The sequence below is a fragment of the Chelativorans xinjiangensis genome (assembly GCF_009812055.1).
Taxonomy (GTDB): domain Bacteria; phylum Pseudomonadota; class Alphaproteobacteria; order Rhizobiales; family Rhizobiaceae; genus Chelativorans; species Chelativorans xinjiangense.
This window is the reverse complement of record NZ_WQNH01000050.1, coordinates 1-22688: the sequence shown is the minus strand read 5'-3', so window position 1 is coordinate 22688 and position 22688 is coordinate 1. Positions and strand designations below refer to the sequence as shown.

The window sequence follows — 22688 nt, the reverse complement described above, 5'->3', positions numbered from 1 at the left end:
GTACCCCATGAAGACCGAATTCGCGATCATCACCGCCGGAGGAAGGCGCGAGCGCTGTACGGAGACGATTGACCAACTCGCCATCGCCGGACGGGCCGGCCGCAATAGCGCCGCAGCGGACGCGCATATCCGTGAGACGGAGGAGATCGGCGTACCCGCACCTTTGAGTATGCCGGTTTATTACCGCGCCGCCGATTGGCTGCTGCCGCCCCTCACCGACCGCGAGTCCGAGCCCGCCACGGTGCGGATGCTGGGGTCCGACAGCTCCGGTGAGGCTTAGGCAGTGATAATTGCATACGGGACGAACAGCTTGTGGCTTTCGGCTCGGACCACACCGACCGCAAGCTCGAAGCCTATTCGATCGCTTTCTCTGGGCAGGTCCCGGCCAAACCCATCTCGCACACAGCTTGGCTCTCATCCTGCGGATGGCAATGAGGGACTTCTCCGGCAAGAGCGCCGCCATCTAAGCGGGTGCCCCAAACGCCGAAGGACATGTAGGCGTGTCGTGCGATGCGATTTGGTTACAAGTGGAGCGAAGATGCCGTGTCGGTGGCGTAGGTGCAGAGTAGGTGCGTCTCGGAATGCACATTTGCTTAAGGTTGAAAGCGGGCAAGCACATGTTTTCTTCAACTCAGAACCTGTCATTCTGATGTGAAGTTCGGCGGAAGCGAAAACGGCTAAGTGCGTAAAAGGAGAAACTTATGAACGAAGTGCGTGGCATTACCACCGAAGCTACTACCGCTGCGCCGACGCTCTCTTCCCGCCTGTCTGCGGTTCGCCCTTCTCCTACGATCGCAATCACCCGGTTGGCAAATGAACTGCGTCGCCAGGGCCGTGACGTAATCGGCCTTTCCCAGGGGGAACCGGATTTCGACACGCCTCGGCACGTCAAGGAAGCGGCAAAAGCGGCGATCGACGGCGGGCAGACGAAATACACCGACGTCGACGGTACGCCCGAGCTGAAGCGCGCCATCGTCCAGAAATTCAGCACTGAAAATGGACTTTCCTACGACATCTCGCAGATCAGCGTCGGTACTGGTGGCAAGCAGGTACTCTACAATGCTCTTTGCGCCACGCTGGATGAAGGCGACGAGGTCATCATCCCCGCGCCTTACTGGGTTTCCTACCCCGATATGGTTCTGCTGGCCGGCGGTAAGCCGGTCATCGTCTCATGCGGGGAGGCGGAGGGTTTCAAGCTTTCGGCCGAGGCACTCCGGCGCGCGATCACTGCGCGCACGAAGTGGCTGGTGCTCAATTCGCCGAGCAACCCGACCGGCGCAGGATATTCTGCGGCGGAGCTCGACGCGCTTGGCCGTGTTCTGCTCGATCATCCTCAGGTGATGGTGCTCACCGATGACATGTACGAGCACATCCGTTACGACGGCTGGGAATTCGCGACGATAGCCGCCGTCGAACCGCGTTTGTTCGATCGTGTGCTCACCTGCAACGGCGTCTCCAAGGCCTATGCGATGACGGGTTGGCGCATTGGCTATGCCGGCGGGCCCGCATGGCTCATCAAGGCAATGGCGACGATCCAGTCCCAGAGCACGACTAATCCGAGCTCCGTCAGCCAGGCGGCGGCGATTGCCGCGCTGACCGGCCCGTTGGACTTCCTCGCCGAGCGCAACGCTGTATTTCAGGAGCGTCGGGATTTGTGCCTCACGGCGTTCAATAATACGCCGGGCCTGTCCTGCCGAACGCCCGACGGCGCCTTCTACCTGTTCCCCAGTTGCGCAGGCATGATCGGCCGCCGGCGCGCCGGCGGCCGAACGATCGATACGGACGTGGATTTCGCGACCTTTCTGCTCGAAGAAGCGAGTGTCGCGGTCGTGCCCGGCTCGGCTTTCGGCCTTGCGCCTTATTTTCGGATCTCGTTCGCAACCGCGACGGAGCGGCTCAGTGCAGCTTGCGTGCGCATCGCCGAAGCCTGCGGCAGACTCGCGTAGAGCGCAACAAGACAACGACCAACGAAAGGAATGGATGGATGGATCTTGGCATCAAGGACAAGACCGCGCTGGTGCTTGGAGCGGGGGGCGGCCTTGGCGGCGCGATCGCCAAAGCGCTGACGCGGGAGGGCGCGCGTGTCGCGCTGGGCGACATCGACGGGGAAGCGGCGGAGCGCACCGCTGATGCGATCCGGCAGGAAGGCGGAGAAGCCCTGGCGCTCGCTTGGGACCTTGCCGATCTTTCCGTGATCGAAAAGCGGGTCGGCGTCATCGAAAAGAAATTCGGCCCGATCGATATTCTTGTCAACAATACGGGCGGCCCGCCGCCGACGCCGGCATCCGGGCAGGATCCCGCGCTGTGGTCGAAGAGCTTCGAGGCGATGGTGCTGTCCGTCATTGCGCTGACCGACCGGGTGTTGCCGGGCATGCGCGAGCGTAAATGGGGCCGCATCATCACGTCGACGTCCTCGGGTGTCGTGGCGCCGATCCCCAATCTCGGCATTTCCAACGCGCTCAGGCTTTCGCTCGTCGGCTGGTCGAAGACGCTCGCCCGGGAGGTGGGCCGCGATGGCATCACGGCCAACATCGTCCTGCCCGGGCGCATCGCGACGCCGCGCATCACCTTCCTCGACGAGCAGAAAGCCAAGCGCGAGGGGCGTCCGGTCGAGGAGGTCTCCGCCGAAAGCGTCGCGTCGATCCCGGTCGGCCGCTACGGCAAGCCTGAGGAATATGGCGATGTCGTCGCTTTCCTTGCCAGCCGGCGCGCGGCCTACATCACCGGCAGCGTCATCCGCATCGATGGCGGCCTGATCGCCAGCATCTGATTTCCAGTTCCAGCATAAAGGAGTTTCCGATGGCCGAAGATGCCGAGATTGTCGAAGTCCTCTCCAAGGTCACCACCGCGACCATTACCACCATTCTTCTGAAGAAGGGGCTGCGCAACGTCTGGCTTCGCGGCGCAACGCCTCTGCGTCCGGGCCAGCCGCGCCTTGTCGGTCGTGCTTTCACGCTCCGCTTCGTGCCGGCGCGCGAAGACCTCGCGACCCCGGAATCGTGGTCCTCGCCGAAATCGACGCGCGCAGCCATCGAGGCTATGCCCGCCGGTTGCATCGCGGTCGTGGACGCCATGGGTGTGACCGACGCCGGTATTTTCGGCGACATTCTCTGCGCCCGCATGGCGAAGAAAGGTGTTGCCGCACTTATCACCGATGGCGTGGTTCGCGATGTGTCTGGGGTTCTCTCCACCAATCTGCCGGTGTGGTGCCAGGGCGTGGCCGCGCCTCCGTCTGTAGCCGGGCTGACCTTCGTCAACTGGCAGGAGCCGATTGCCTGCGGCGGTGTGGCCGTCTATCCGGACGATATCATCGTGGTTGACGACGATGGCGCTGTGCTGATCCCCGCAGCCCTGGTCGATGAGGTGGTGGAGCTGGCACCCGAGCAGGAGCGGCTCGAGGGCTGGATCATGCAGGAGGTCGAGGCGGGTGCCTCGCTGCCAGGTCTCTACCCTGCCAATGCCGAGAACAAGGCTCGCTACGAGGCTTGGAAGAAGGGGCAATAGTCTCCATTGACGCTGTCAAGGAACTCCGGCGAACAACGCAGGTCTCACTTTTCCAGCTTGAGCCCTGGCAAGCGGGACCTGCAAGTCAGCATAGAGACGGCGCGTTGGGCCAGGAAGACGCGGTAATGCCACGTTGGCCTCGAAACAGACTGCATCTTGGGAGGCGCACTCTTGGGACCTGAAGTCCAGCTAATCGCTACACTTCTAGCCGTTGCTTGCGTCCTGGAGGGTGCGTTTCTCCTGGCGCGTTGGCGACGCCACCGGACATGGCAGCGAACGGAAGGAGTGGTCGACACCGCGTACTATAAGGTCGTCGGAAAGAACGTGTTTGCACTGGTAGATGTAAGTTACGAAGTCAGAGGCAAGAAGACGGCAATACAAGGTGTGCCGACAGGAGGCGTTGACCTCAAAGGCTTTTGTCCCGGCAGTCCAATCTCGCTTTTGGTTCATCCCAGAGCCAACGGCCGCTGTGTCGTGGATCGATCGGATGTCGGACGGGCAGTTGGGCCTGAAGTCCAGCGCATTGTAAAGCTTGGCTGTAAAGATCGTCGATAGATGTCTCCGCAGACGCACGTCTGTAGCGACAACTTCCGGAGAATGTTGATGAAGACAATCGACCTGAACTCTGACCTTGGCGAAGGCTACGGTGCCTACCGATGCGGCGACGACGAAGCCATGCTCTCGATCGTCACATCGGCAAACGTCGCCTGCGGCCTGCATGCCGGCGACCCGGAGATCATGGCGCAAACTTTCGCCTTCGCGCGCGAGCGCGGAGTTGCTGTCGGAGCCCATCCGGGTTTTCCGGACCTTTGGGGTTTCGGACGCCGACGAATCCCATTCTCCGCCGCGGAAATCGAGCGCCTCGTGGCTTACCAGATCGGCGCGGCCGCGGCGCTGGCTGCTCTGTCCGGTCACAGGCTGACTTTCGTAAAGAGCCACGGTGCGCTCGCGAATATTGCCGCGGAGGAGCGCCTGGTCGCCGACGCCATTGCACGGGCCGTCCGGGCCGTCGATCCTTCCCTCGGCTTGCTTGCGATCGCGCTGAGCGAACAGGTTGCAGCAGGCGAGGCGGCAGGGCTGACAGTCTATGAGGAGATCTTCGCCGACCGTGGCTATGACGACGCCGGCCATCTGATCGCCCGCGGCAAGCCAGGCGCGATGATTGAAGACGCCGACATCGCCGCAGCGCGAGTGCTCTCGATGATCGAGGAGGGCGCCATCATCACGGCGAAAGGCGCGCGCCTTGCAACTCCCATCGCCTCCGTCTGCGTCCACGGCGACAATGCCCACGCGGTTGCCACTGCCCGGCGCATCCGCGGGAAACTGGAAGAGGCCGGGGTGACTTTGGCACCGTTCGCGCCATGACTGGGGGAACTTCAGAACCCATCGTCCCGCGCTTCTACGACGCGGGCGAAACCGCGCTGGTGGTCGAGTTTGGTCGCACCGTCGATCCCGCGATCAACGATCGCGTGCTGGCCTTGGACGCCGCCCTTGCTGCCGAGAAGCTGGTCGGAATCCGCGAACTGGTTCCAACCTACCGCTCGCTGATGATTCACTACGATCCGCTCGCGGTTTCTCGTGCCTACCTATGCGAAACCGTGCTGGCGTTGGCAGCTAGGAACAAAGGCGAAAGGCAGACACTCGGTGACAGGCACTGGACGCTGCCATGCTGCTATGAAGGACCGCACGGGGAGGATCTTGACGAAGTTTGCCGCCTCACAGGTCTTTCGCGGGACGCGGTAATCCAGGCCCACTCAAGCGCTGATTACCGCATCTATATGTACGGCTTCGCACCCGCCTACTGCTATCTGGGAGGGCTCCCGGAAGCGCTTGCGATTTCCCGGCGGGAGAAGCCACGTCCGCCCCATGCCGCAGGAGCGGTGATGATCGGCGGCGGCCTGGCTTCGGTTACGTCGTTCTCGATGCCAACGGGTTGGTACGTGCTTGGGCGCACGCCCGAGCAGCTTTATCAGCCTGCACGGGAAAATCCCTTCCTCCTGATGCCAGGAGACACCATCCGGTTTGAGCCGATCGACGCCGATCTATTCGCTGAACTCGAAGAGCGAGCACTTGCCGGAGAAATTGTCGCCCGCGAGAGCATGAGAGCGGAGGAGGGGCCGTGAGCCGTCTTGTCATTCACTCTGCTGGTCCCGGTGTCACGCTGCAGGATGGCGGCCGGCATGGTTATCTCCGCTTCGGTGTAACCGCCGCCGGGCCGATGGATCCTCTCGCTCATGCCACTGCCAATCTGGCGTTGGGCAACGAACGAGATGCCACGGCGATAGAAATCTCGCTGGGCGGTGTGGAACTGTCCTGCGAGAAGGCTGCGCTCGATATTGCGCTGGCCGGTGGAGATTTCACAATCATCTTGGACGGCAAGCGCCTGCCGAGGGCCTTTCGCCTCACGCTCCGGCCAGGCGAGCGGCTGAAAATTGCCGCGGGCGAGGCCGGGGCCTGGTGCTATCTCGCCATTGCAGGCGAGTTCGATGTTCCCGAAGTGCTCGGCTCGCAGGCCACCCATGCACGCAGCGGTTTCGGGGGGGTTAAGGGCAGGGGGCTTATGGCCGGAGATCAGATCGGTATCGCCGCTGCCCGATCCTTCTCGGTGGCGGAGGGGGCGCTTGTCGCCCCTTGGCTCGACCGGCCGTCGACAGTCATCCGTATTCTTCCGGGACCGCAGCAGGATTATTTCGCGCCGGATCAGTATCAAGCTTTGCTCGAAGGCCCGTGGGAGGTTTCCTCGCGCGGCGACCGCATGGCAATTTTCCTTGATGGGCCGCGCCTCAAGCATGCTGAAGGCTACAACACCGTATCGGACGGCGTTGCCATGGGCGCCATCCAGGTGCCGGGAGAGGGGCTGCCGATCGTTCTGATGGCAGACCGGCAGCCGACCGGCGGCTATCCCAAGATCGCAACCGTCATTGGCGCTGATCTGGGAAGGCTGGCGCAGCTGCGCGGCGGCACAAAGTTGACGTTTGCCTCCATCGCTTACGAGGAGGCGCTCGAGGCGCGCCGCGCCGAGGACGCCTGTCTCTCAGGCGGCATTGAGGTCGAACCTTTCCTTCGTCAGGAATTTTCGTTGGAGTTCCTTGCCGGCTGCAACCTGGTTGACGGGCTTGTGAGCGGCGGAAAGGCCCGGTCCATCACGGATGACGAGCTTCACGAGAGCGGTCGCCTCACCGCCAGGGAGCGCCTGTCGCTCCTCTTCGACCCCCACAGCATGACGAACAGCAGTGAGGGTGCCGTTATTGCAGGTGAGGGCTCCGTCTTCGGCCGGCCGGTTCTGGCCTTCGCAAAAGATACCATGATCGCCGTCGGTGCCATCGGTCCCGCGGAAGCGGCGTTCCTCGTTGCGTTGCGTCGGCGCGCGCGTTCCCAGGCTGTGCCTCTGATCGGCTTCTACGATGGTACCGCGCTCGATAGCGACCATGGGCTCGATGCGCTTTCGGCTTTTGCCGGTCTGTCGGAATCGGCCGCGCGGCGGAGCAACCCCGAGATCGCGATGGTCTTTGGCTCGGCCATCGGCGCGGACGCCATCTTGGCGGCACTTGCCGATCTGGTCTTCGCCGTGGAGGGTGAAGGCTGCCTGATGTTGGCGGGCACGGACCTCACGCGCCAGGTCACCAATGAGATTACGCCCATCGAAGATCTCGGGGCAGCCAATTTCCTTGTGAGCGGCCGCTTCGCCAACGAGGTGGAGGCCGTGAATGCCATCCGCCGGCTGATCGACTTCCTGCCGGAGGAAAGCGAGAATGCGAGCCGCGATCCGGCCGGGCGCCAAACGCCGGCTCTAAACCAGCTCGTGCCTTTGGAGACCGCGCAGCCCTACGACATGCACGAATTGCTGCGCGCCGTAGCCGACCACGGTGAAGTTTTTGAACTTAGAGGCCATGTCGCCGGCAATTTGATCACAGCCCTGTCGCGCGTTGGCGGACGGACCTGCGGCGTCATCGCCAACCAGCCGCTCACGAAAGGCGGCGTTCTGGACGCGCCTGCCATGCGGAAGGCGGCACAGTTCATCTCTCTCTGCAACCGCTGGAACGTGCCGCTGGTGCGTTTTGTCGACACGCCAGGAATGCTGCCGGGTCTTGCCGAGGAGCACTCGGGCAGCATCGAGGCAGCGGCGAACATGTTCGCTGCCGATCTTGAAGGCGCCGCGCCGCGGGTGACTGTCATTACACGCCATGCGCTTGGGCCGGCGGCGGCTGCGATGGGAGTAAGGCAGGGCGATAATACCATCTGCCTCTTCTGGCCGACCGCGATCCATGCACTTGCCCGAGACGCGGCCGAGCGGGGTGCTGCCACGACTGGATGCGAAGTGATCGAACCCAGCTTAAGCCGAGCCAATATCATCGCCGCGCTCCAGCAGCTGACGGAACGGAGCTGACGGGAACGCCATGTTCACAAAGATCCTGATTTCCAATCGAGGCGAAATCGCCTGCCGCATCATTCGTACGGCGCGTAAGATGGGCATTGCCACCGTTGCGGTCTATTCGGAAGCCGATCGGAACGCGCTGCACGTCAAGCTCGCCGACGAGGCGGTCTGCATCGGTCCGGCGCCGGCCACCCAGTCCTACCTGTCGATCGATAAGATCGTTGCGGCCTGCCTGGCGACCGGGGCCGAGGCAGTGCATCCGGGCTATGGATTCCTGTCGGAGCAGGTTGCTTTTGCCGAAGCGCTCGGCAAGGCAGGCATCACCTTCATCGGGCCGCAACCGGATGCGATCGCTGCCATGGGCGATAAGATCGTGTCGAAAAAGATGGCGGCCGCGGCGGGTGTTTCGACGGTTCCGGGACATCCGGAAGCGATTTCCACGCCCGACGAGGCTGTGGCCGTGGCCGATGCGATTGGCTATCCGGTGATGATCAAGGCGTCGGCGGGCGGCGGCGGCAAAGGCATGCGCATCGCCTTCAACGACACCGAAACGCGCGACGGATTCGTACGCGCCCGTTCCGAGGCGTCCTCGTCCTTCGGCGATGATCGGATCTTCATAGAAAAATTCATCCAGGAGCCGCGCCACATCGAAATTCAGGTGCTGGGTGATAAGCACGGCAATGTCATTCATCTGGGCGAGCGCGAATGCTCGATACAGCGGCGCAATCAGAAAGTGCTCGAAGAAGCTCCCTCTCCGCTGCTGGACGAGACGACCCGCCGCCGGATGGGTGAGCAGGCCGTAGCACTTGCAAAGTCCGTCGGCTACGACTCGGCCGGTACGGTCGAGTTCGTCGTCGGCCAGGACAAGTCGTTCTATTTCCTCGAAATGAACACCCGGCTGCAGGTCGAACATCCGGTCACCGAATTCGTCACCGGGCTCGACCTCGTCGAGGAGATGATCCGCGTGGCGGCCGGCGAGCCGCTGCGGCTGCGGCTGCGGCAGGTGGATGTCCGCCTCACCGGATGGGCAGTTGAATCTCGGGTCTATGCCGAAGACCCGGCCCAGGGCTTCCTTCCCTCGACGGGACGCCTTTTGCTGTTCCGGTCGCCGGAGGAAAGCCTGATCGCCACCGCAGCCCTTCGTATAGATACCGGCGTCGAAGAAGGCGGCACGATTCCTGTCTATTACGACCCGTTGATCGCCAAGCTGATCACCTGCGCACCGACTCGGCTCGAGGCGATCGAGGCGCAGGCGGCAGCGCTCGATGCCTTCGCCATCGATGGAGTACGCACCAACCTGTCCTTCCTGTCGGCGCTGATGCATTTGCCCCGTTGGCGCGAGGGGCGCCTTTCCACGGCTTTGATCGCCGAGGAGTTCGGTTCGTCTGCCCCACCGCCATTGCCGCAAGGCGACATGCTGCACGATGTCGCGGCGGTATCGGCGGCGCTTCACTATCGCGGGGCCGCCATTCGTCATTCCCGTCCCGGCAGGCAACCGCTTCCGGCAAAAAGCGAGCCATTCTCCCTGACGCTGGAGGGCCGGGACAGGATTGAAAATTTCGAGATCGTCGCCACCTCCAACGGGGACGGAGTAACAGTCACATTTGCCGATGGGTCGACCGTCGATGTCGAAAGTGATTGGCAGCCGCCCGAGCCGACCTTCGCGGGAAGGATCGACGGCCGCGTCGTGGCTTGCCAGGTGCGCATGGAGAATGGACGTATCATCGTGGATCACGCCGGGACGCGCGCCATATCGAAAGCGCTCAGTCGCGAGGCGGCACGGCTGTCCCCATTCATGAGGTCGCGTGCGGCCGATGCTGCCGGAGCGAAGGTTATCTCGCCGATGCCGGGCCTCCTCAACGATCTTCTTGTTTCGGTTGGCGACCAAGTTGTGACGGGCCAGGTGCTGGCGGTCGTGGAAGCGATGAAGATGGAAATCAGCATTCGGGCCGAGATCAACGGGCGCGTGGCTGAAGTCTTCGTGAAGCCGGGAACCATGATCGACAGCACCATGGCATTGTTGCAGATCGAAACGTGACGATGACCCAACTGGCTCACGTGGAGGCGCCACACGTGCCCGGTAGATGCTTCGGATTGACCTCAGCGGGAAAACAGAGAACATTTAATCTGATGTTTTCGAGGTAAAGAGAATCTGTCGATGGAGACGCGGTTTCTGCAGACCCTGCTTACGGTAATAGAGACCTCGTCGATGGCGGAAACGGCCCGCCGGCTCAACATCACGCCCTCAGCCGTGGTGCAGAGGATTAAGGCACTGGAAAATGAGATTGGCCAGCCGCTGGTCCGGCGGTCTGGGCACTCTATGCAGCCGACTACGGCCGGAGCAGCGATTATCCCTGACATTCGGCGGTTGCTGGAGGTGGAGGGCGATGTAAAAGCCGCCGCTTCGGCGGATCTCGAAGTAGGGTTGCTCCGTATCGGGGTCATCCACAGTGCATTAACGGGTCTGCTGCCGGACCTGTTGGTGGCGCTCAAGGAAAACAGGCCCGGTATCGAGCTGTATGTTCTGCCGGGAATGTCGAGTGGCTTATACGCCGGCGTGGTCGAGGGCACGCTTGATGCGGCGATCGTCGTGCAGCCATATTTTGCCTTGCCGAAGACGCTCGAGTGGGCGCTCTTGCGGGAAGAGCCGTTGCTCCTTGTAACGCCCAGCACGGTCACCGTCACTGATCCGCGTCGCATTTTGAAGCGCGAACCCTTTATCCGCTATGACAGAAATCATTGGGGCGGCCGCATCGTCGATTATTATCTTCGCAAGATCAGTCTCCGACCACGTGAACAGTATGAATTGGATTCGCTCGAAGCGATCACCATCCTTGTCAGCCGTGGCCTTGGCGTATCGCTGATCCCTGACTGGCTGCCACCATGGCCTGAGCGGACCAACCTCCGCCGGCTTAATGTTCCTGGCTCACCCACACGCAATATTGGCGTTCTCTGGCCGCGGCGCTCGGCACGCCTTCCGCTCACGAAGGCTCTCGTTGCCGAAGCGCTGAGCGTCTGCGAGGTGAGAGGATACGTGCGTCGCCCAGACGCTCGAAAGCACAGGAAGCGGCCCAACGGATACGAATGCGCGTAGGGCTATTGTCCTCCTCATCACCATAGCCTGCAATCGAGCTAACTCAATCGCTCTCAGGTAGAAGCGCGTAGTGGTGGGCTGCCATGTTCCGAACGCGTTGTAGGCGAAAGCAACTGGCGTTAGCCAACTGCAGGACCGTATGAGCCTACTGCTCAATCCGCAGCCTTGCGACCTTGGCTCTATCTCGGGAGCCCATCGGATAACGCCAGGTTTCATAGAGATCGATCAGTTCGGCCAATCCCGCGAGACGATCCCCCGCCGGTGTACCGATTTTCGCGCCCCAAAGGAGCGCAAGCTCAGCCAGGGCAGCTTCATAGTCTGCTTCAGTGCGAAGATATTTGAGCCCAGTCGACATGTGTGATCTCCGCCTAATGCACCTTGCGACTTCTGCTTGAACGGTTCGTGGGATGAGTCGAACTGATTGCCCTTTGGGGGAGGTACTCAGGTGACTTGGGATATGTCACCTGCGCGTTGAAGCGAAAAATTGGCAAGAAACGCTGTCTAAACAGGAACTTGCAGCGAATGTAAGTATCGGTGGTTGCGCGCCCCCGCAACCACCGATACCGACACTCCCGAGGAAAGCCCTCCGGGAGTGTTCTTTTTTGCAGCCTTTCCAATGGCTTGCTGCTCGATCCAGTTCAGGATCGTGCCGAGTTCTCCATATAGAAGCGCGTCGATCTCACCTCGGTTCGCACCGGGCCTGAGCACGATCTTCTCGATCAGCGTCCGGAGCGTTTCGGCCGCCTCCGCCCGTTCCTCGGGTCGATTCAGGGCTTTCGTCAGGCGGCCCACCTTTTTCGCATAGATCGCCGAGGCGCTCGGCAGCAGGTCTGGAGTGTCATCAGGAATCTCGGCAAGCAACGCCGTCAGATCGGCTTTGCGGGCTTCCAGCTTCTCCATTCGGTCCTTCACCTTAAGGGGCGGGACGCCGGCGAGGATAGCGTCGACAGCTTTCTCCAGTTCCCGATCAGTCTTCTCGAGATACGCTCGCCAGACATCGCCGTTCGAGCGGCGCTCGCGGTTGAGGCGGTTGGTCTCTTCGGCATAGGCGCGCATGGCCTCGGCTGCGATCTCGGGCGCCATCATCCGGTCCTTCAGCCCGGCAAGAACGCGGCGCTCCAACTCTTCGCGCGGAGTCGTGCGGCTGTTCGTGCAGGACCCATTAGTCACATGGGCCGAGCAGGCGAACCGGTCAGCACCGCGGAGCGAGTAGGGACCGCCGCAGCAGCCGCAGAAGATCAGGCCCGAGAGGAGCGACTTCGGGCGCCGAGTGCCGTTCAGCCGGTTGGCCTTGTGATGCTTGCGCACCGCCTCGGTGACATTGACGTACTTCTCGGCAATCTCGCCTTGGCGTGCCTTGACCGCCTGCCATAGCTCGTCGTCGACGATCGCACGCCTCCCCCTACGCGCCACGACGCGATGATGGTGTCGGGACGAGGACGTCGCGCTCACTCGGTCAAAAGGCGGTTCTCCCGATAATTTCGATGCTGCGGCTGGTAACGAGCGGTAACGCCTCGAGAATGGGTCGCGGTTCATTTCCTCGACCATCAGCTTCCTAATCTGACGGGCGCAAGTTCGACCCGCTGGGGGAAGCAGCCGGTCCATCCCACTAACGGCCATTCCTGACGAGATGCTGAGGCGGTGGGGAAAGTTGGCTGTGAGGCCAAATGCTGTCGGCAATTTCTCTCCGACGGCCCGAAGTTGCGGCTGTCGCCGCATCGGGCAATAGTGCGCTCTGCCGGACGCTTGCCGAACCGGAGAACAGGAGGAGGTTTCTCATGGCCCAGATGGGCACGGTCAAATTCTACAATTCATCCAAGGGCTTCGGTTTCATCACGCCGGAGGACGGCGGGAAGGATGTTTTCGTGCATGTCTCCGCGCTTGAGGCCTCGGGCTTGCGCTCTCTTCTCGACGGCCAGAAGGTCGAATTCGATGTCGAGCCGGATCACATGGGCAAAGGGCCAAAGGCAGTCAACCTGCGCAGTGTTTGACACCACTCCGCTGCGAACCTGATCGGTCCCGTCTGTGTTGTTGATCCGCGGAATTCCACGCCGGCGGACAGGTACGGTTTCATCTCAAACCGGTCAAAGGTGGATACGTTGTAGCGGGCTGCAACGGGTTGATCTTTCGCCTTGGCGAGCAACAGGGGCCGCACTAGGATCACCTATGGCCCCGCAGCGGTACGACCTACGGCAAGAACCCGATGGGACATGGACAGTGATCGACGTGTTCACCGGATGGCCCGCCATGATCAACGGGCAGGCCCAGATCAGCGGGGATGTCCAGGCGACGGGGCTCGATATGGAGGAAGCCGACGATCTGGTCGACCTCATGAACCTCCAAGATGTCAGACGCAGAGGCACTACCGGGCCGACATAGAGCTACCATTGAGGCGGCGATCAAGGACGAGCAGAGCAAGCACATTTCTCGAGGTCGCGCGAGGGTCGAATGCGGAAGCCTGTGATAGTTCCTCAGTCGCGGTGAGATCGGCAGAGCACCATGGCAATTCATTTCCGCCTCATTGATCGATCTGATTTGCCAGCATTGCGCTCGTGGTTCGGTGACGAGGAGCTACTGCGCCGAATCTCCTATCCGACAGATGAGTGGTTCTCGCCCGTTTCTGGCTCGGACGCGCGAGCGTGGGTCGCGCTGGATGACAGCGGCGCATTGGTCGGCCAAATCCAGGTCGACTTTGACGAACCGGAGCAAGGATACATTGATTTCATGATCCGGCCTGATCTTCGTGGGCGTGGGCTCGGCAAGGCTGTGCTCACTGCATTTGTGTCCGGCCCTAGCGGCGAGTTCCCGATTCTGGAAGGTCGCATCGAGCCTGACAACGTCGCAAGCCTCTCCTGCGTTCAGTCCTGCGGCTTCCAGCTTCTGCCTGATAGGGACGAGGACGGCTTCATCCGAGCAGTCTTCATGCGACATCTCAAGCCGAGGCAGTGACTTCCTACCGAATTTCCGCAACGGGCGGTTCTTGCGCCTTACCGTAGGTCGCGGTTGGGTGGTTCTGTCACATTGGTCAATTGTGCCGATGGGTGGTCCCCAGCCGTTTGAAGCGTCACCCCGGTCAGATTGCCCGCGATAAACTCTCCACGGGCCCATCAACGATCAATTTCCCCAAACACTATATCGATCGATCCGACGATTGCAGAGACATCGCCCAACATGTGCCCCCGGCTCAGGAAGTCCATCGCCTGCAAATGTGCGTATGAAGGTGCCCGGATTTTGCACCGGTAAGGCCGATTGGTGCCGTCGGAGACAAGATAGACCCCGAACTCGCCCTTGGGAGCCTCGACCGCGGCGTAGACCTCGCCGGCCGGCACTCGATGGCCTTCGGAGTACAACTTGAAATGCGCGATCGTCGCCTCCATCGAGCGTTTCATAACGTCGCGAGGCGGCGGCACGATCTTGTGATCTCTGGTGGCAACAGGTCCCTGGCATTCCGGACGCCTCAGTTCTTCAAGACATTGCCTCATGATGCGCACGGACTGACGCATCTCTTCCATTCGCACCAGATAGCGATCATAGCAGTCGCCGTTCTTGCCGACGGGAATATCGAAATCGAGGTCGGAATAGCATTCGTAAGGGTGCGCTTTGCGCAGGTCCCAAGCTGCGCCTGCGCCCCGCACCATCACGCCGGAACAGCCCCAGGCCCAGGCGTCATCGAGCTCGATTTTGCCGATGTCGACATTGCGTTGCTTGAAGATGCGATTCTCCGTCAACAGCCCCTCGAGATCGTCGCATACTTTCAGGAATGGGTCGCAGAAAGCCCAGATATCGTCGAGAAGCTTCGGCGGCAGGTCCTGATGCACGCCACCAACCCGGAAATAATTGGCATGCATCCGGGCACCGGACGCACGCTCGTAAAAGACCATGAGCTTTTCGCGCTCCTCAAAACCCCATGCAATCGGCGTGAGCGCACCGACATCCATCGCCTGGGTGGTAATATTCAGAAGATGCGAAAGCAGGCGACCAATCTCGGAGAAAAGCACGCGGATGAGCTGACCGCGTCGGGGTACTTCGATTTCGAGCAGACGCTCAACTGCCAGACAGAAGGGATGTTCCTGATTCATGGGTGCGACATAGTCGAGGCGGTCGAAGTAGGGCAGGGCCTGGAGATATGTTTTGCTCTCGATAAGTTTCTCGGTGCCACGGTGCAGAAGCCCGATATGCGGGTCCACACGCACGACTACCTCCCCGTCGAGTTCAAGCACCAGTCGCAACACACCATGTGCTGCCGGGTGTACGGGTCCCCAGTTGATCGTAAAATTGCGTACAGCGACTTCCGTCATCGGACGGCTCAAAATCAGACCAGCTCTCGGTCTGCAGGTTCAGATCCAGCATCTGTCTTTCCGAAACGCCCCGTGCTTCGAAACTGTTCCTATCTCGCGTGACTTTGTGATCGCGCGAGTTTTGCCTTGATCAGAGGCAAGAACACACCGTCCCGAACGGAGGTTTGCAACGGGGTTGGCTCCTGATGCGATCGCGCCGACCGCCCGCATCAACCGCTTAATTGGTCGAACATGCGCCAAAGGGCCGAGTCGGGTAGGACCTTGCCATTCACTATATCCCTGCGAATACGCAAATGTGTTCAGGAACGGGCATTCACCGTGGCTCAAATGTCGGCTGTCAGTCAGGCTTGGTGGGCTTCGCCGGGCAACGACAGGCGCACGATAAGTCCGCGAGGCGTCCGGTCGAGAAGGTCGATCCCGCCGCCATGGCCCTTGACGACGTCGCGGGCGATCGACAGCCCGAGGCCGAAGCCGCTGCGATTTTCCGAGCTCCGGGCGTTATCGCCTTTGAAGAACGGGTCGAACACTTTCTCGCGCAGCGAGGCAGGAATGCCCGGGCCGTCGTCGGCGATATCGATCTCGACCATGCCGTCGTCGCGCGCGCGCAAAGCGACCGTCACCGCTGAGCCATGCTTGACGGCATTGTCGACGACATTGCTGATTGCGCGCGTCAGAATGCTCGGCCGACACGTCCAAGCAAGCCGCGCCGGACCCTCGTAGGAGACGGCGTGGCCAACATCGGCGAACTCGGTGCAGATCGTTTGCAGGACACTCGGCAGATCGACGCGGGACATGCTTTCCGATCGGACATCCTCGCGCAGGTAAGCCAGAGTTTCGTCAAGCATGTGCGTGATGCGCGTCACCTCATGCAGCATGCCGTCTCTCAGATTCTGCTCGCCTATGCGTTCCGCCCGCAGCCGCAGGCGCGTCAGCGGCGTTCGCAGGTCATGGCTGATCGCCACCAGCATTCGCGTCCGATCATCGAGCAGGGCACGGATGCGGGTGCGCATGTCGTTGAGAGCGTCGGCGACCTGTGCGATTTCGCGCGGGCCGCTGAGGCTCACGATCCGATCGTCATCAGGAGATCGTCCGAAGGAATGCGCGGCCGCCGCAACGGAGGATAACGGCGCGATAATCCATCGGATCGCGTAGACGGAGAGAAGCGTCACGAAAACCAGAATGATGGTCAGCGTCAAGACGGTCGGGGCCAGGACGAAGTGCCATAGATTGGCGCCGGCCGGCGGTTCGAAGAGGAGAGCGCCGTGGTCGCCAATTCTGACCGCCAAGTGGTCAGCACTGCCGCCTGGAAAGCGAGCGCCTTCGATGACGTCGATCCCCCAGTTGGACTCCAGTTGGCCCGAGAGAAGCCTGGCCAACAATGGCAGCCGGGCATTGTCGATCGGCGTTTCCAGTTCCGTCAACGCAACGTGCGTCACCTCTACGCCGGCTCGTTGGGCGGCTGCAATGATGGCGGCAGCGTCGTCTGGGCTTTCGGCGGCTTTCACGAGCAGGGTCACGTCGGCGATCCGAACGGCCGCGGCAGATGGATTGTGCTCGAAGAAGACAAGCAGGCTGGTCACCACGAGCGCGACCCCGAGCAGCACGGAAATTACGGCGATGCCGGTGATCTGAGTTGTGAAGCTGTGCAGCCCTAGACGCTCCGCAAGGCGCATCAAGCTTCCTCCACGGTCGGGGTGAACACATAGCCCCCCAGGCGCACTGTCCTGATCAAAGTCGGGTCACCCGGATCCGGCTCTATCTTTTGGCGGATACGGCTGACATGGACATCGATGCTCCGCTCGATCGGACCTGCAAGGCCGCCATGAACCATGTCGAGCAGCTGCTCGCGCGAGAGCACTCGGCCCGGGTTGCGGCAGAAAGCGAGAAGCAGGTCGAGCTCTGCGCTCGTCATCGCGATCCTGACCCCCTCCGGGTCGTGGAGTTGTCGCGTCGCGGGGTCGATCCGCCATCCGACGAACGCCAATGGCCGTGCGCGAACCTGGGCGATGTCGCGCCCGCCTCGTACGCGGCGCAGGAGCGCTCGGATGCGGGCCACCAACTCGCGCGAATTGAAGGGCTTGGGCACGTAGTCGTCGGCGCCGATCTCCAGGCCGATGATCCGATCGATGTCCTCGCCGCGCGCCGTCACCATGATGATGGGGATTGCCGATCCCGCCCTCAGCCTGCGGCAGATGCTGAGCCCATCCTCGCCCGGCAGCATGATGTCGAGGACCACGAGGTCGACGTTCTCGCGCCCGAGGACCGCGTCCATTTCGATCGCCGAGCTGACGGGCGAGGCGGTAAATCCATTGTCCGACAACACGTCCACCAGCATCCGCGAGATTTCCGGATCGTCCTCGACGAGCAGGATGCGAGGTCTCGTTTCAGTTTGTATCGAATGAATGGACGACATCGTTCCACCCGGCCATGGCACAGGCCTATTTTTACTGCGATGAGCAGCGCCGTCTGCAACCGAGATATGTTTTTTTGTTAAGACATGGCCCACAATTCGGCAATCTGGGCACGCGCCGCAACATTTCTTAACATCACTTAAACCCGGACCCGTCCGCGAACGGCTATCCTTGAGCAGCGTGGATTCACGGAGGTATCCCTGATGACGCAAGTCGCGATCGCCCTTGCTGGTGTTCTCATCCTGTCCGCCGGTGTGGTCTAGGCTCAATAGCGGAATTGTCGAGCGACAAGGTGCTTCACGTCCAATGCCGAGGTCCATGATGGAAGGCAGGTCCAAATTCTGGCGCTTTCTCCGGCGACTGGCTTTGGCCGCTGCCGTTCTGGGGATGCTGGCTGGAGTCGTATTCTTCGCCGGCGGCAGCCTTCTCAGTGGCATCGGTGGTCTTCACGGCCCTGGTCGCCACGCACCGTCCGGTGATGCCGGTGGCGACACACCGCGTTCCAGCGTCACAGAAGACACGGCATTGAGCGTCACCGTGGCTACCATTGGAACGCGCCGCATGGAAAAGGAAGTACTGGCGACCGGCACCGTGGTCGCTTGGGAGGAGCTTCCTGTTTCCGCTGAGGTTGCCGGCCTGGCGATCACCGAGGTCCTGATTGACGAGGGCGATCGCGTCGAGAAGGGGCAACTCCTGGCAAGTTTGAACGACATTCAGCTCCAGGCCCAGATTGAACAGCAGAAGGCCTGGATATCGGAAGCCGAGGCAAGTCTCGATGCCGCCCAGGCAGAGTTGCGGCGCGGGCAGGAGCTTACAGCCCGCAATGCCATCAGCAAGCAGGACGCCGAGAGTCGCAATACCGCAGTGAGGACCGCCCAAGCCCGGCTCGCCGTGGCTCAGGCAGGTCTTTCTCAGTTGAACGCGAAGCTCGCTCAAACCAGCATCGTTGCACCTGCCGACGGATATGTCTCGAAGAAGTCGGCCGTCCTCGGGCAGGTGGTGCAGATGGGCTCGGAGCTGCTGCGCATCGTGCGCGACGGGCGGCTCGAAGTCGAGGCGCGGGTTTCGGAGGGCGATTTGTTCGGCGTGGCTCCGGGACAGGCCGTGCGCATCACCGACCCGGCGGGCCGGGTGATCGAAGCCACAGTACGCACCGTTGCGCCGATCGTCGATCCACGGACCCGCCTCGGCACAGTCTACATCGCACTGCCGCGGGATTCCGGCCTGAAGCCCGGCATGTTTGCACGAGCAGAGATTGCGGCCGACCAGCCGATGGCTCTTGCGGTACCGCAAAAGGCACTGGTCTGGCGGAACGGTCAGAATGCCGTCTTTGCTGTCCGGAACGGAACCGCCTCGCTTCGGCCGGTCAAGACCGGAATGCGACGAGACGGGTGGATCGAGATCACGGACGGACTCACTCCCGGCGATCGCCTCGCCATTGACGGCGCCGGCTTTCTTAAGGATGGCGACAGCGTGCGGGTCGAGCTCGCAGAGGCAGACCCCGCACTCGTGGAGGATGCCCGGTGAGAAATCTCTCCTCCTGGTCCATCCGCCACCCCGTCCCCACGATTATCCTGTTCCTCGTCCTCATGCTGGCCGGCGTGGCAGGTTTCCGCAACCTCGGCATCAACAACCTGCCGGACATGGACATCCCGACGGTGACCGTCACAGTCCAGCAAGCGGGCGCAGCACCCTCCGAGCTCGAGACCCAGGTAACGCGGATTGTGGAGGACGCCGTCGCCGGGCTCGGCAATGTCGATCACATCCGCTCCACAGTTAATGAGGGCGTCTCGACGACGAATGTCGAGTTCGCGCTCGGCACCGACACCCAAAAGGCCGCCAACGACGTCCGCAATGCGGTCTCCGGCATCCGGGCCAACCTTCCGGCCGACATTGAGGAACCGCTTGTCCAGGAGCTCGACGTGTCCGGCGGGGCGATTGTGACCTTCGTGGTCAGCGCCGGGGCGATGAACCCGCAGGAGGTCAGCTGGTTCGTCGACAACGATGTCGCCAAGGCTGTCCTTTCGGCCAGTGGCGTGTCCAAGATCGAGCGTGCAGGCGGCGTCAACCGCGAAATCCGTGTCGCGCTCGATCCCGACCGCATGATGGCGCTTGGCATCACCGCCGCGGAAATCAGCCAGCAGCTGGGCGAAGTCAACACGAACCAGCCCGGCGGCCGCGCCACGATCGGCCGCAGCGAGCAGGCGATCCGGACGCTCGGCGCCGCGCTGACCGTTGAGGGGCTTGCCGACCTCCGCCTCACCCTTCCTGACGGGCGGACCATCCGGCTGAGGGACGTCGGACGCGTGGAGGACAGCTGGGCGGAGCAGCGCCAGCTTGCGCGGCTCGATGGCGAGGAGGTCGTGGCCTTCAGCGTCTATCGGACCGTTGGATCGAGCGAACTCGACGTCACCGCCGCCGTGCGCGAGAAGGTCCGGGAGATCGACCAGGCACGCGGCGATGTAAGCATCCAGGAAGTGACATCGTCTACGGCACATGTCGAGGAAAGTTACACCGCCGCGCTGGAGGCGCTAGGGCTGGGCGCACTGCTGACCGTCGTCGCGATCTGGCTGTTCCTGGGCGATGGACGGGCCACTCTCATCGGCGCTGTCGCCTTGCCGACCTCGCTCATTCCGACCTTTGCAGTGTTGAGCGCACTCGGCATATCGCTCAACAACATCACCCTGCTCGCGCTGGCGCTCATGGTCGGCATCCTCGTCGACGATGCGATCGTTGAGATCGAGAACATCGTTCGCCACATGCGGCAGAGCGGGAAAAGCGTCTATCAGGCGGCGATCGAAGCCGCCGACGAGATCGGGCTCGCCGTCGTCGCGACCACCGCCACGGTTGTAGCGATATTCCTGCCGGTCGCCTTCATGCCGGGTGTGCCCGGGCAGTTCTTCCGCGACTTCGCCATCGTCGCCTGCGTCTCGGGCGGCTTTTCGCTGCTGACTGCGCGGATGCTGACACCGCTGATGGGCGCCTTCCTCTTGAAGGCCGGACCGAAAGAGCGCGACGAGCCGTTCTGGCTGCCGGGGTATCTTTCGCTCCTCAACATGGCGTTGCGCTTCCGTTGGATCACGCTGGTGCTTGGCATGGCGTTCTTCGTCGCTTCGATTGCCCTCATACGTTTCCTGCCGACCGAGTTTTCTCCTGCCCGGGATCTCGGCCGCTCGGTGCTCTCTATCGAGTTGCCCCCCGGTTCCGCCCTGACCGAGACCGATGCGGTGGTCCTGAGGGCCACCGAGATCCTGAAGGGGTATCCAGAGGTCGATACCGTCTACGCCGCGATTGGCACGCAGACTTCGTCCGGCATCGGCGCGGTTCTCCATGGCGGCGGCACCTCGGCCGGTGAGGTTCGCAAGGCCACGGTGACGGTCAATCTCAAGCCGCGGGGCGAGCGCGACCGATCACAACAGGCCTTCGAGTTGCTTGCCGCCAGGGCATTGAACGCGATTCCGGGCGCCCGCATGCGTTTCGGTGGCGAGGGTCAATCCGGCGCCAGGATTGCGATCACTTTGGCGAGCGACAATCCGGAGGCGCTTGCACGCGCAACCGATGCCCTGGAGCGCGACATGCGCTCGATTCCGGGCATCAACAATGCCGGCTCCACGGCGAGCCTTGCCCAGCCCGAGCTCATCATCACGCCGAAGCCGGACAAGGCCGCCGAACTTGGCGTGTCGGCGACAACGCTGGCACACACGGTAGGCATCGCCACGCTGGGTGCTGCGGAGCAGAACCTGCCGAAGTTCAACCTGGCAGATCGGCAGATTTCGATCCGCGTCATGTTCGACGAATGGGCGCGCGACGACATCTCCTGGATCGCCGGCCTGCAGCTTACCGCCGGCGATGCGACCATCCCGCTCAGCTCCGTGGCAGATTTTGCCTTCGGCGCTGGCCCGACTCAGATCGATCGGCTGGACCGGCGACGGAGCGCGACGGTCGAAGGCGAACTCGTCGGCATCAAACTCGGACAGGCCACCGAGCGGCTGCGCGCCCTGCCTGCCCTGCGCGAGCTTCCGCCTGGGGTCACGGAAGTCCCGTTCGGGGACACTGAGCGTATGCACCAGCTGTTCGGCGGCTTTGCCACTGCAATCATGGCCGGCGTCATCCTGATGTACGCTGTGCTGGTCCTGCTGTTCGGAACCTTTGTTCAGCCGATCACGCTCCTGACTGCACTGCCGCTGTCGCTCGGCGGCGCGCTCGGCGCGCTGCTGCTCACCAGGGGATCGCTGGCCGTACCGGCTCTGATTGGCATCCTTCTGCTCATGGGTATCGCGGCGAAGAACTCCATCTTGCTTGTGGAATACGCCATCCTCGCGCGCCGAGAGCGTGGGCTCGACCGTACCACGGCTCTCCTGGATGCGGCCCGAAAGCGGGCGCGGCCGATCATCATGACCTCCGTGGCCATGAGCGCCGGGATGTTTCCCATCGCTCTCGGCATCGGCGCCGATGCGGAATTCCGCGCGCCGATGGCCATCGCCGTCATCGGCGGGCTGGTCAGCTCGACCGCGCTGAGCCTCCTCTATGTGCCGGTCGTCTACACGCTCATGGACGGGCTGGAGCAGCGACTAAGGCGTCTGCTCGGGCACCTCATCGTCAGGAGACCTCAATCTGAGGCAGCCGGATCAGGGCCGGTTTGAGAAAACAAGGCCTCACAAGCGGCTGGGGATCGGATCTGAACCTACGGCTTTCACGTCATGAGCCTGACGAGCAATGGTCACAGGCCCACATATTCGGCCTTGTAAATGTCTGCTTTGCGATCAGGGGTTTGCCGTAGGACTGTTCCGAACGAAGGGCAGAGAAGGGTCGACTCGTGACCTTGGTTGCTTTCGCCGCATAGGTCAGGGTGGCGCGAGGTATCATACAGGAACCGCCAGCGAATGTCGGTATCGGTGGTTGCGAGCCCCCTGTACCTTTTTCATGTCGACGCGCTGGTGTGAGTTGTAGACTGGCGTGACCGGGCCTTCCCGTCGGGAGCGACCCAAAGCCCCTTGTGCGGTGAG

20 protein-coding genes are annotated in these 22688 nt (G+C 62.2%); 15 read left to right on the top strand and 5 right to left on the bottom strand.

Annotation, left to right across the window (positions count from 1 at the left end):
• Positions 1-7: 7 nt before the first annotated feature.
• From GM910_RS27675 to GM910_RS22760, 10 genes are all read left to right on the top strand, one after another.
• Entirely contained in the window at positions 8-280 is a 273-nt protein-coding gene (locus tag GM910_RS27675) for a DUF2848 family protein (RefSeq protein WP_159591946.1), read from the top strand.
• A 14-nt stretch (positions 281-294) separates the two neighbouring features.
• Complete coding sequence (locus GM910_RS27875; protein WP_425482718.1) at positions 295-435, top strand: DUF2848 family protein; 141 nt, start codon at positions 295-297, stop codon at positions 433-435.
• Positions 436-701: 266 nt separating this feature from the next.
• A complete protein-coding gene (locus GM910_RS22795; protein WP_159591940.1) occupies positions 702-1946 on the top strand; it encodes a pyridoxal phosphate-dependent aminotransferase in 1245 nt (414 codons plus the stop codon).
• Positions 1947-1984: 38 nt separating this feature from the next.
• Complete coding sequence (locus GM910_RS22790) at positions 1985-2770, top strand: SDR family oxidoreductase (protein WP_159591937.1); 786 nt, start codon at positions 1985-1987, stop codon at positions 2768-2770.
• Positions 2771-2799: 29 nt separating this feature from the next.
• Positions 2800-3504: a ribonuclease activity regulator RraA gene (locus tag GM910_RS22785; protein WP_159591934.1), complete on the top strand. Its 705-nt coding sequence runs from the start codon at positions 2800-2802 to the stop codon at positions 3502-3504.
• 603 nt (positions 3505-4107) lie between these two features.
• Complete coding sequence (locus tag GM910_RS22780; RefSeq protein WP_159591931.1) at positions 4108-4869, top strand: 5-oxoprolinase subunit PxpA; 762 nt, start codon at positions 4108-4110, stop codon at positions 4867-4869.
• Positions 4866-5627 carry a 5-oxoprolinase subunit B family protein gene (locus GM910_RS22775; protein WP_159591928.1) on the top strand — a complete coding sequence of 254 codons (762 nt, stop codon included), beginning with the start codon at positions 4866-4868 and terminating at the stop codon, positions 5625-5627. The genes GM910_RS22780 and GM910_RS22775 overlap by 4 nt, the downstream gene beginning before the upstream one ends.
• Complete coding sequence (locus GM910_RS27760; RefSeq protein ID WP_159591925.1) at positions 5624-7891, top strand: 5-oxoprolinase/urea amidolyase family protein; 2268 nt, start codon at positions 5624-5626, stop codon at positions 7889-7891. Before GM910_RS22775 ends, GM910_RS27760 begins: the two co-directional genes overlap by 4 nt.
• A gap of 10 nt (positions 7892-7901) precedes the next feature.
• On the top strand, positions 7902-9917 hold the full coding sequence (locus GM910_RS22765) for an acetyl-CoA carboxylase biotin carboxylase subunit (RefSeq protein ID WP_159591922.1): 2016 nt from the start codon (positions 7902-7904) through the stop codon (positions 9915-9917).
• A gap of 120 nt (positions 9918-10037) precedes the next feature.
• Positions 10038-10973: a LysR family transcriptional regulator gene (locus tag GM910_RS22760; protein ID WP_159591919.1), complete on the top strand. Its 936-nt coding sequence runs from the start codon at positions 10038-10040 to the stop codon at positions 10971-10973.
• 145 nt (positions 10974-11118) lie between these two features.
• On the opposite strand, the gene GM910_RS22755 is transcribed toward GM910_RS22760, so the two are convergent.
• Positions 11119-11328 carry a transcriptional regulator gene (locus GM910_RS22755; RefSeq protein WP_159591917.1) on the bottom strand — a complete coding sequence of 70 codons (210 nt, stop codon included), beginning with the start codon at positions 11326-11328 and terminating at the stop codon, positions 11119-11121.
• 146 nt (positions 11329-11474) lie between these two features.
• Positions 11475-12521 (bottom strand): recombinase zinc ribbon domain-containing protein, encoded by a 1047-nt coding sequence (locus GM910_RS22750; RefSeq protein WP_246226277.1) that lies wholly within the window; start codon positions 12519-12521, stop codon positions 11475-11477.
• A 230-nt stretch (positions 12522-12751) separates the two neighbouring features.
• Between GM910_RS22750 and GM910_RS22745 the strand changes: the two genes are divergently transcribed.
• The 3 genes from GM910_RS22745 (at position 12752) to GM910_RS22735 (ending at position 13922) form a co-directional block, all read left to right on the top strand.
• Complete coding sequence (locus GM910_RS22745) at positions 12752-12964, top strand: cold-shock protein (RefSeq protein WP_159591911.1); 213 nt, start codon at positions 12752-12754, stop codon at positions 12962-12964.
• Between the two features lie 175 nt (positions 12965-13139).
• Positions 13140-13352 carry a hypothetical protein gene (locus tag GM910_RS22740; RefSeq protein ID WP_159591908.1) on the top strand — a complete coding sequence of 71 codons (213 nt, stop codon included), beginning with the start codon at positions 13140-13142 and terminating at the stop codon, positions 13350-13352.
• A 120-nt stretch (positions 13353-13472) separates the two neighbouring features.
• Entirely contained in the window at positions 13473-13922 is a 450-nt protein-coding gene (locus tag GM910_RS22735) for a GNAT family N-acetyltransferase (protein WP_159591905.1), read from the top strand.
• Between the two features lie 158 nt (positions 13923-14080).
• On the opposite strand, the gene GM910_RS22730 is transcribed toward GM910_RS22735, so the two are convergent.
• The 3 genes from GM910_RS22730 to GM910_RS22720 all read right to left on the bottom strand — a co-directional run bounded on the left by GM910_RS22730 (position 14081) and on the right by GM910_RS22720 (position 17684).
• The gene (locus GM910_RS22730) at positions 14081-15271 is read right to left on the bottom strand and encodes an NADH-quinone oxidoreductase subunit D (RefSeq protein WP_159591902.1); all 1191 of its coding nucleotides are present in this window, start codon (positions 15269-15271) and stop codon (positions 14081-14083) included.
• A 341-nt stretch (positions 15272-15612) separates the two neighbouring features.
• A complete protein-coding gene (locus GM910_RS22725) occupies positions 15613-16944 on the bottom strand; it encodes an ATP-binding protein (protein ID WP_159591899.1) in 1332 nt (443 codons plus the stop codon).
• Positions 16944-17684 carry a response regulator gene (locus GM910_RS22720; protein WP_159591896.1) on the bottom strand — a complete coding sequence of 247 codons (741 nt, stop codon included), beginning with the start codon at positions 17682-17684 and terminating at the stop codon, positions 16944-16946. Before GM910_RS22720 ends, GM910_RS22725 begins: the two co-directional genes overlap by 1 nt.
• 319 nt (positions 17685-18003) lie before the next feature.
• Between GM910_RS22720 and GM910_RS22715 the strand changes: the two genes are divergently transcribed.
• Together GM910_RS22715 and GM910_RS22710 are read left to right on the top strand one after the other, a co-directional pair.
• Entirely contained in the window at positions 18004-19209 is a 1206-nt protein-coding gene (locus tag GM910_RS22715; protein WP_159591893.1) for an efflux RND transporter periplasmic adaptor subunit, read from the top strand.
• Positions 19206-22325 carry an efflux RND transporter permease subunit gene (locus GM910_RS22710; RefSeq protein WP_159591890.1) on the top strand — a complete coding sequence of 1040 codons (3120 nt, stop codon included), beginning with the start codon at positions 19206-19208 and terminating at the stop codon, positions 22323-22325. Before GM910_RS22715 ends, GM910_RS22710 begins: the two co-directional genes overlap by 4 nt.
• Positions 22326-22688 lie beyond the last annotated feature (363 nt).

Coding starts and splice junctions, on each gene's coding strand:
- GM910_RS22725 (WP_159591899.1), bottom strand. CDS start 16,944: ATGCGCCTTGCGGAGCGTCTAGGGCTGCACAGCTTCACAACTCAGATC.
- GM910_RS22785 (WP_159591934.1), top strand. CDS start 2,800: ATGGCCGAAGATGCCGAGATTGTCGAAGTCCTCTCCAAGGTCACCACC.
- GM910_RS22780 (WP_159591931.1), top strand. CDS start 4,108: ATGAAGACAATCGACCTGAACTCTGACCTTGGCGAAGGCTACGGTGCC.
- GM910_RS22765 (WP_159591922.1), top strand. CDS start 7,902: ATGTTCACAAAGATCCTGATTTCCAATCGAGGCGAAATCGCCTGCCGC.
- GM910_RS22750 (WP_246226277.1), bottom strand. CDS start 12,521: ATGGTCGAGGAAATGAACCGCGACCCATTCTCGAGGCGTTACCGCTCG.
- GM910_RS22740 (WP_159591908.1), top strand. CDS start 13,140: ATGGCCCCGCAGCGGTACGACCTACGGCAAGAACCCGATGGGACATGG.
- GM910_RS22760 (WP_159591919.1), top strand. CDS start 10,038: ATGGAGACGCGGTTTCTGCAGACCCTGCTTACGGTAATAGAGACCTCG.
- GM910_RS22790 (WP_159591937.1), top strand. CDS start 1,985: ATGGATCTTGGCATCAAGGACAAGACCGCGCTGGTGCTTGGAGCGGGG.
- GM910_RS22720 (WP_159591896.1), bottom strand. CDS start 17,684: ATGTCGTCCATTCATTCGATACAAACTGAAACGAGACCTCGCATCCTG.
- GM910_RS22735 (WP_159591905.1), top strand. CDS start 13,473: ATGGCAATTCATTTCCGCCTCATTGATCGATCTGATTTGCCAGCATTG.
- GM910_RS22745 (WP_159591911.1), top strand. CDS start 12,752: ATGGCCCAGATGGGCACGGTCAAATTCTACAATTCATCCAAGGGCTTC.
- GM910_RS22795 (WP_159591940.1), top strand. CDS start 702: ATGAACGAAGTGCGTGGCATTACCACCGAAGCTACTACCGCTGCGCCG.
- GM910_RS22755 (WP_159591917.1), bottom strand. CDS start 11,328: ATGTCGACTGGGCTCAAATATCTTCGCACTGAAGCAGACTATGAAGCT.
- GM910_RS22730 (WP_159591902.1), bottom strand. CDS start 15,271: ATGACGGAAGTCGCTGTACGCAATTTTACGATCAACTGGGGACCCGTA.
- GM910_RS27675 (WP_159591946.1), top strand. CDS start 8: ATGAAGACCGAATTCGCGATCATCACCGCCGGAGGAAGGCGCGAGCGC.
- GM910_RS22775 (WP_159591928.1), top strand. CDS start 4,866: ATGACTGGGGGAACTTCAGAACCCATCGTCCCGCGCTTCTACGACGCG.
- GM910_RS22715 (WP_159591893.1), top strand. CDS start 18,004: ATGGAAGGCAGGTCCAAATTCTGGCGCTTTCTCCGGCGACTGGCTTTG.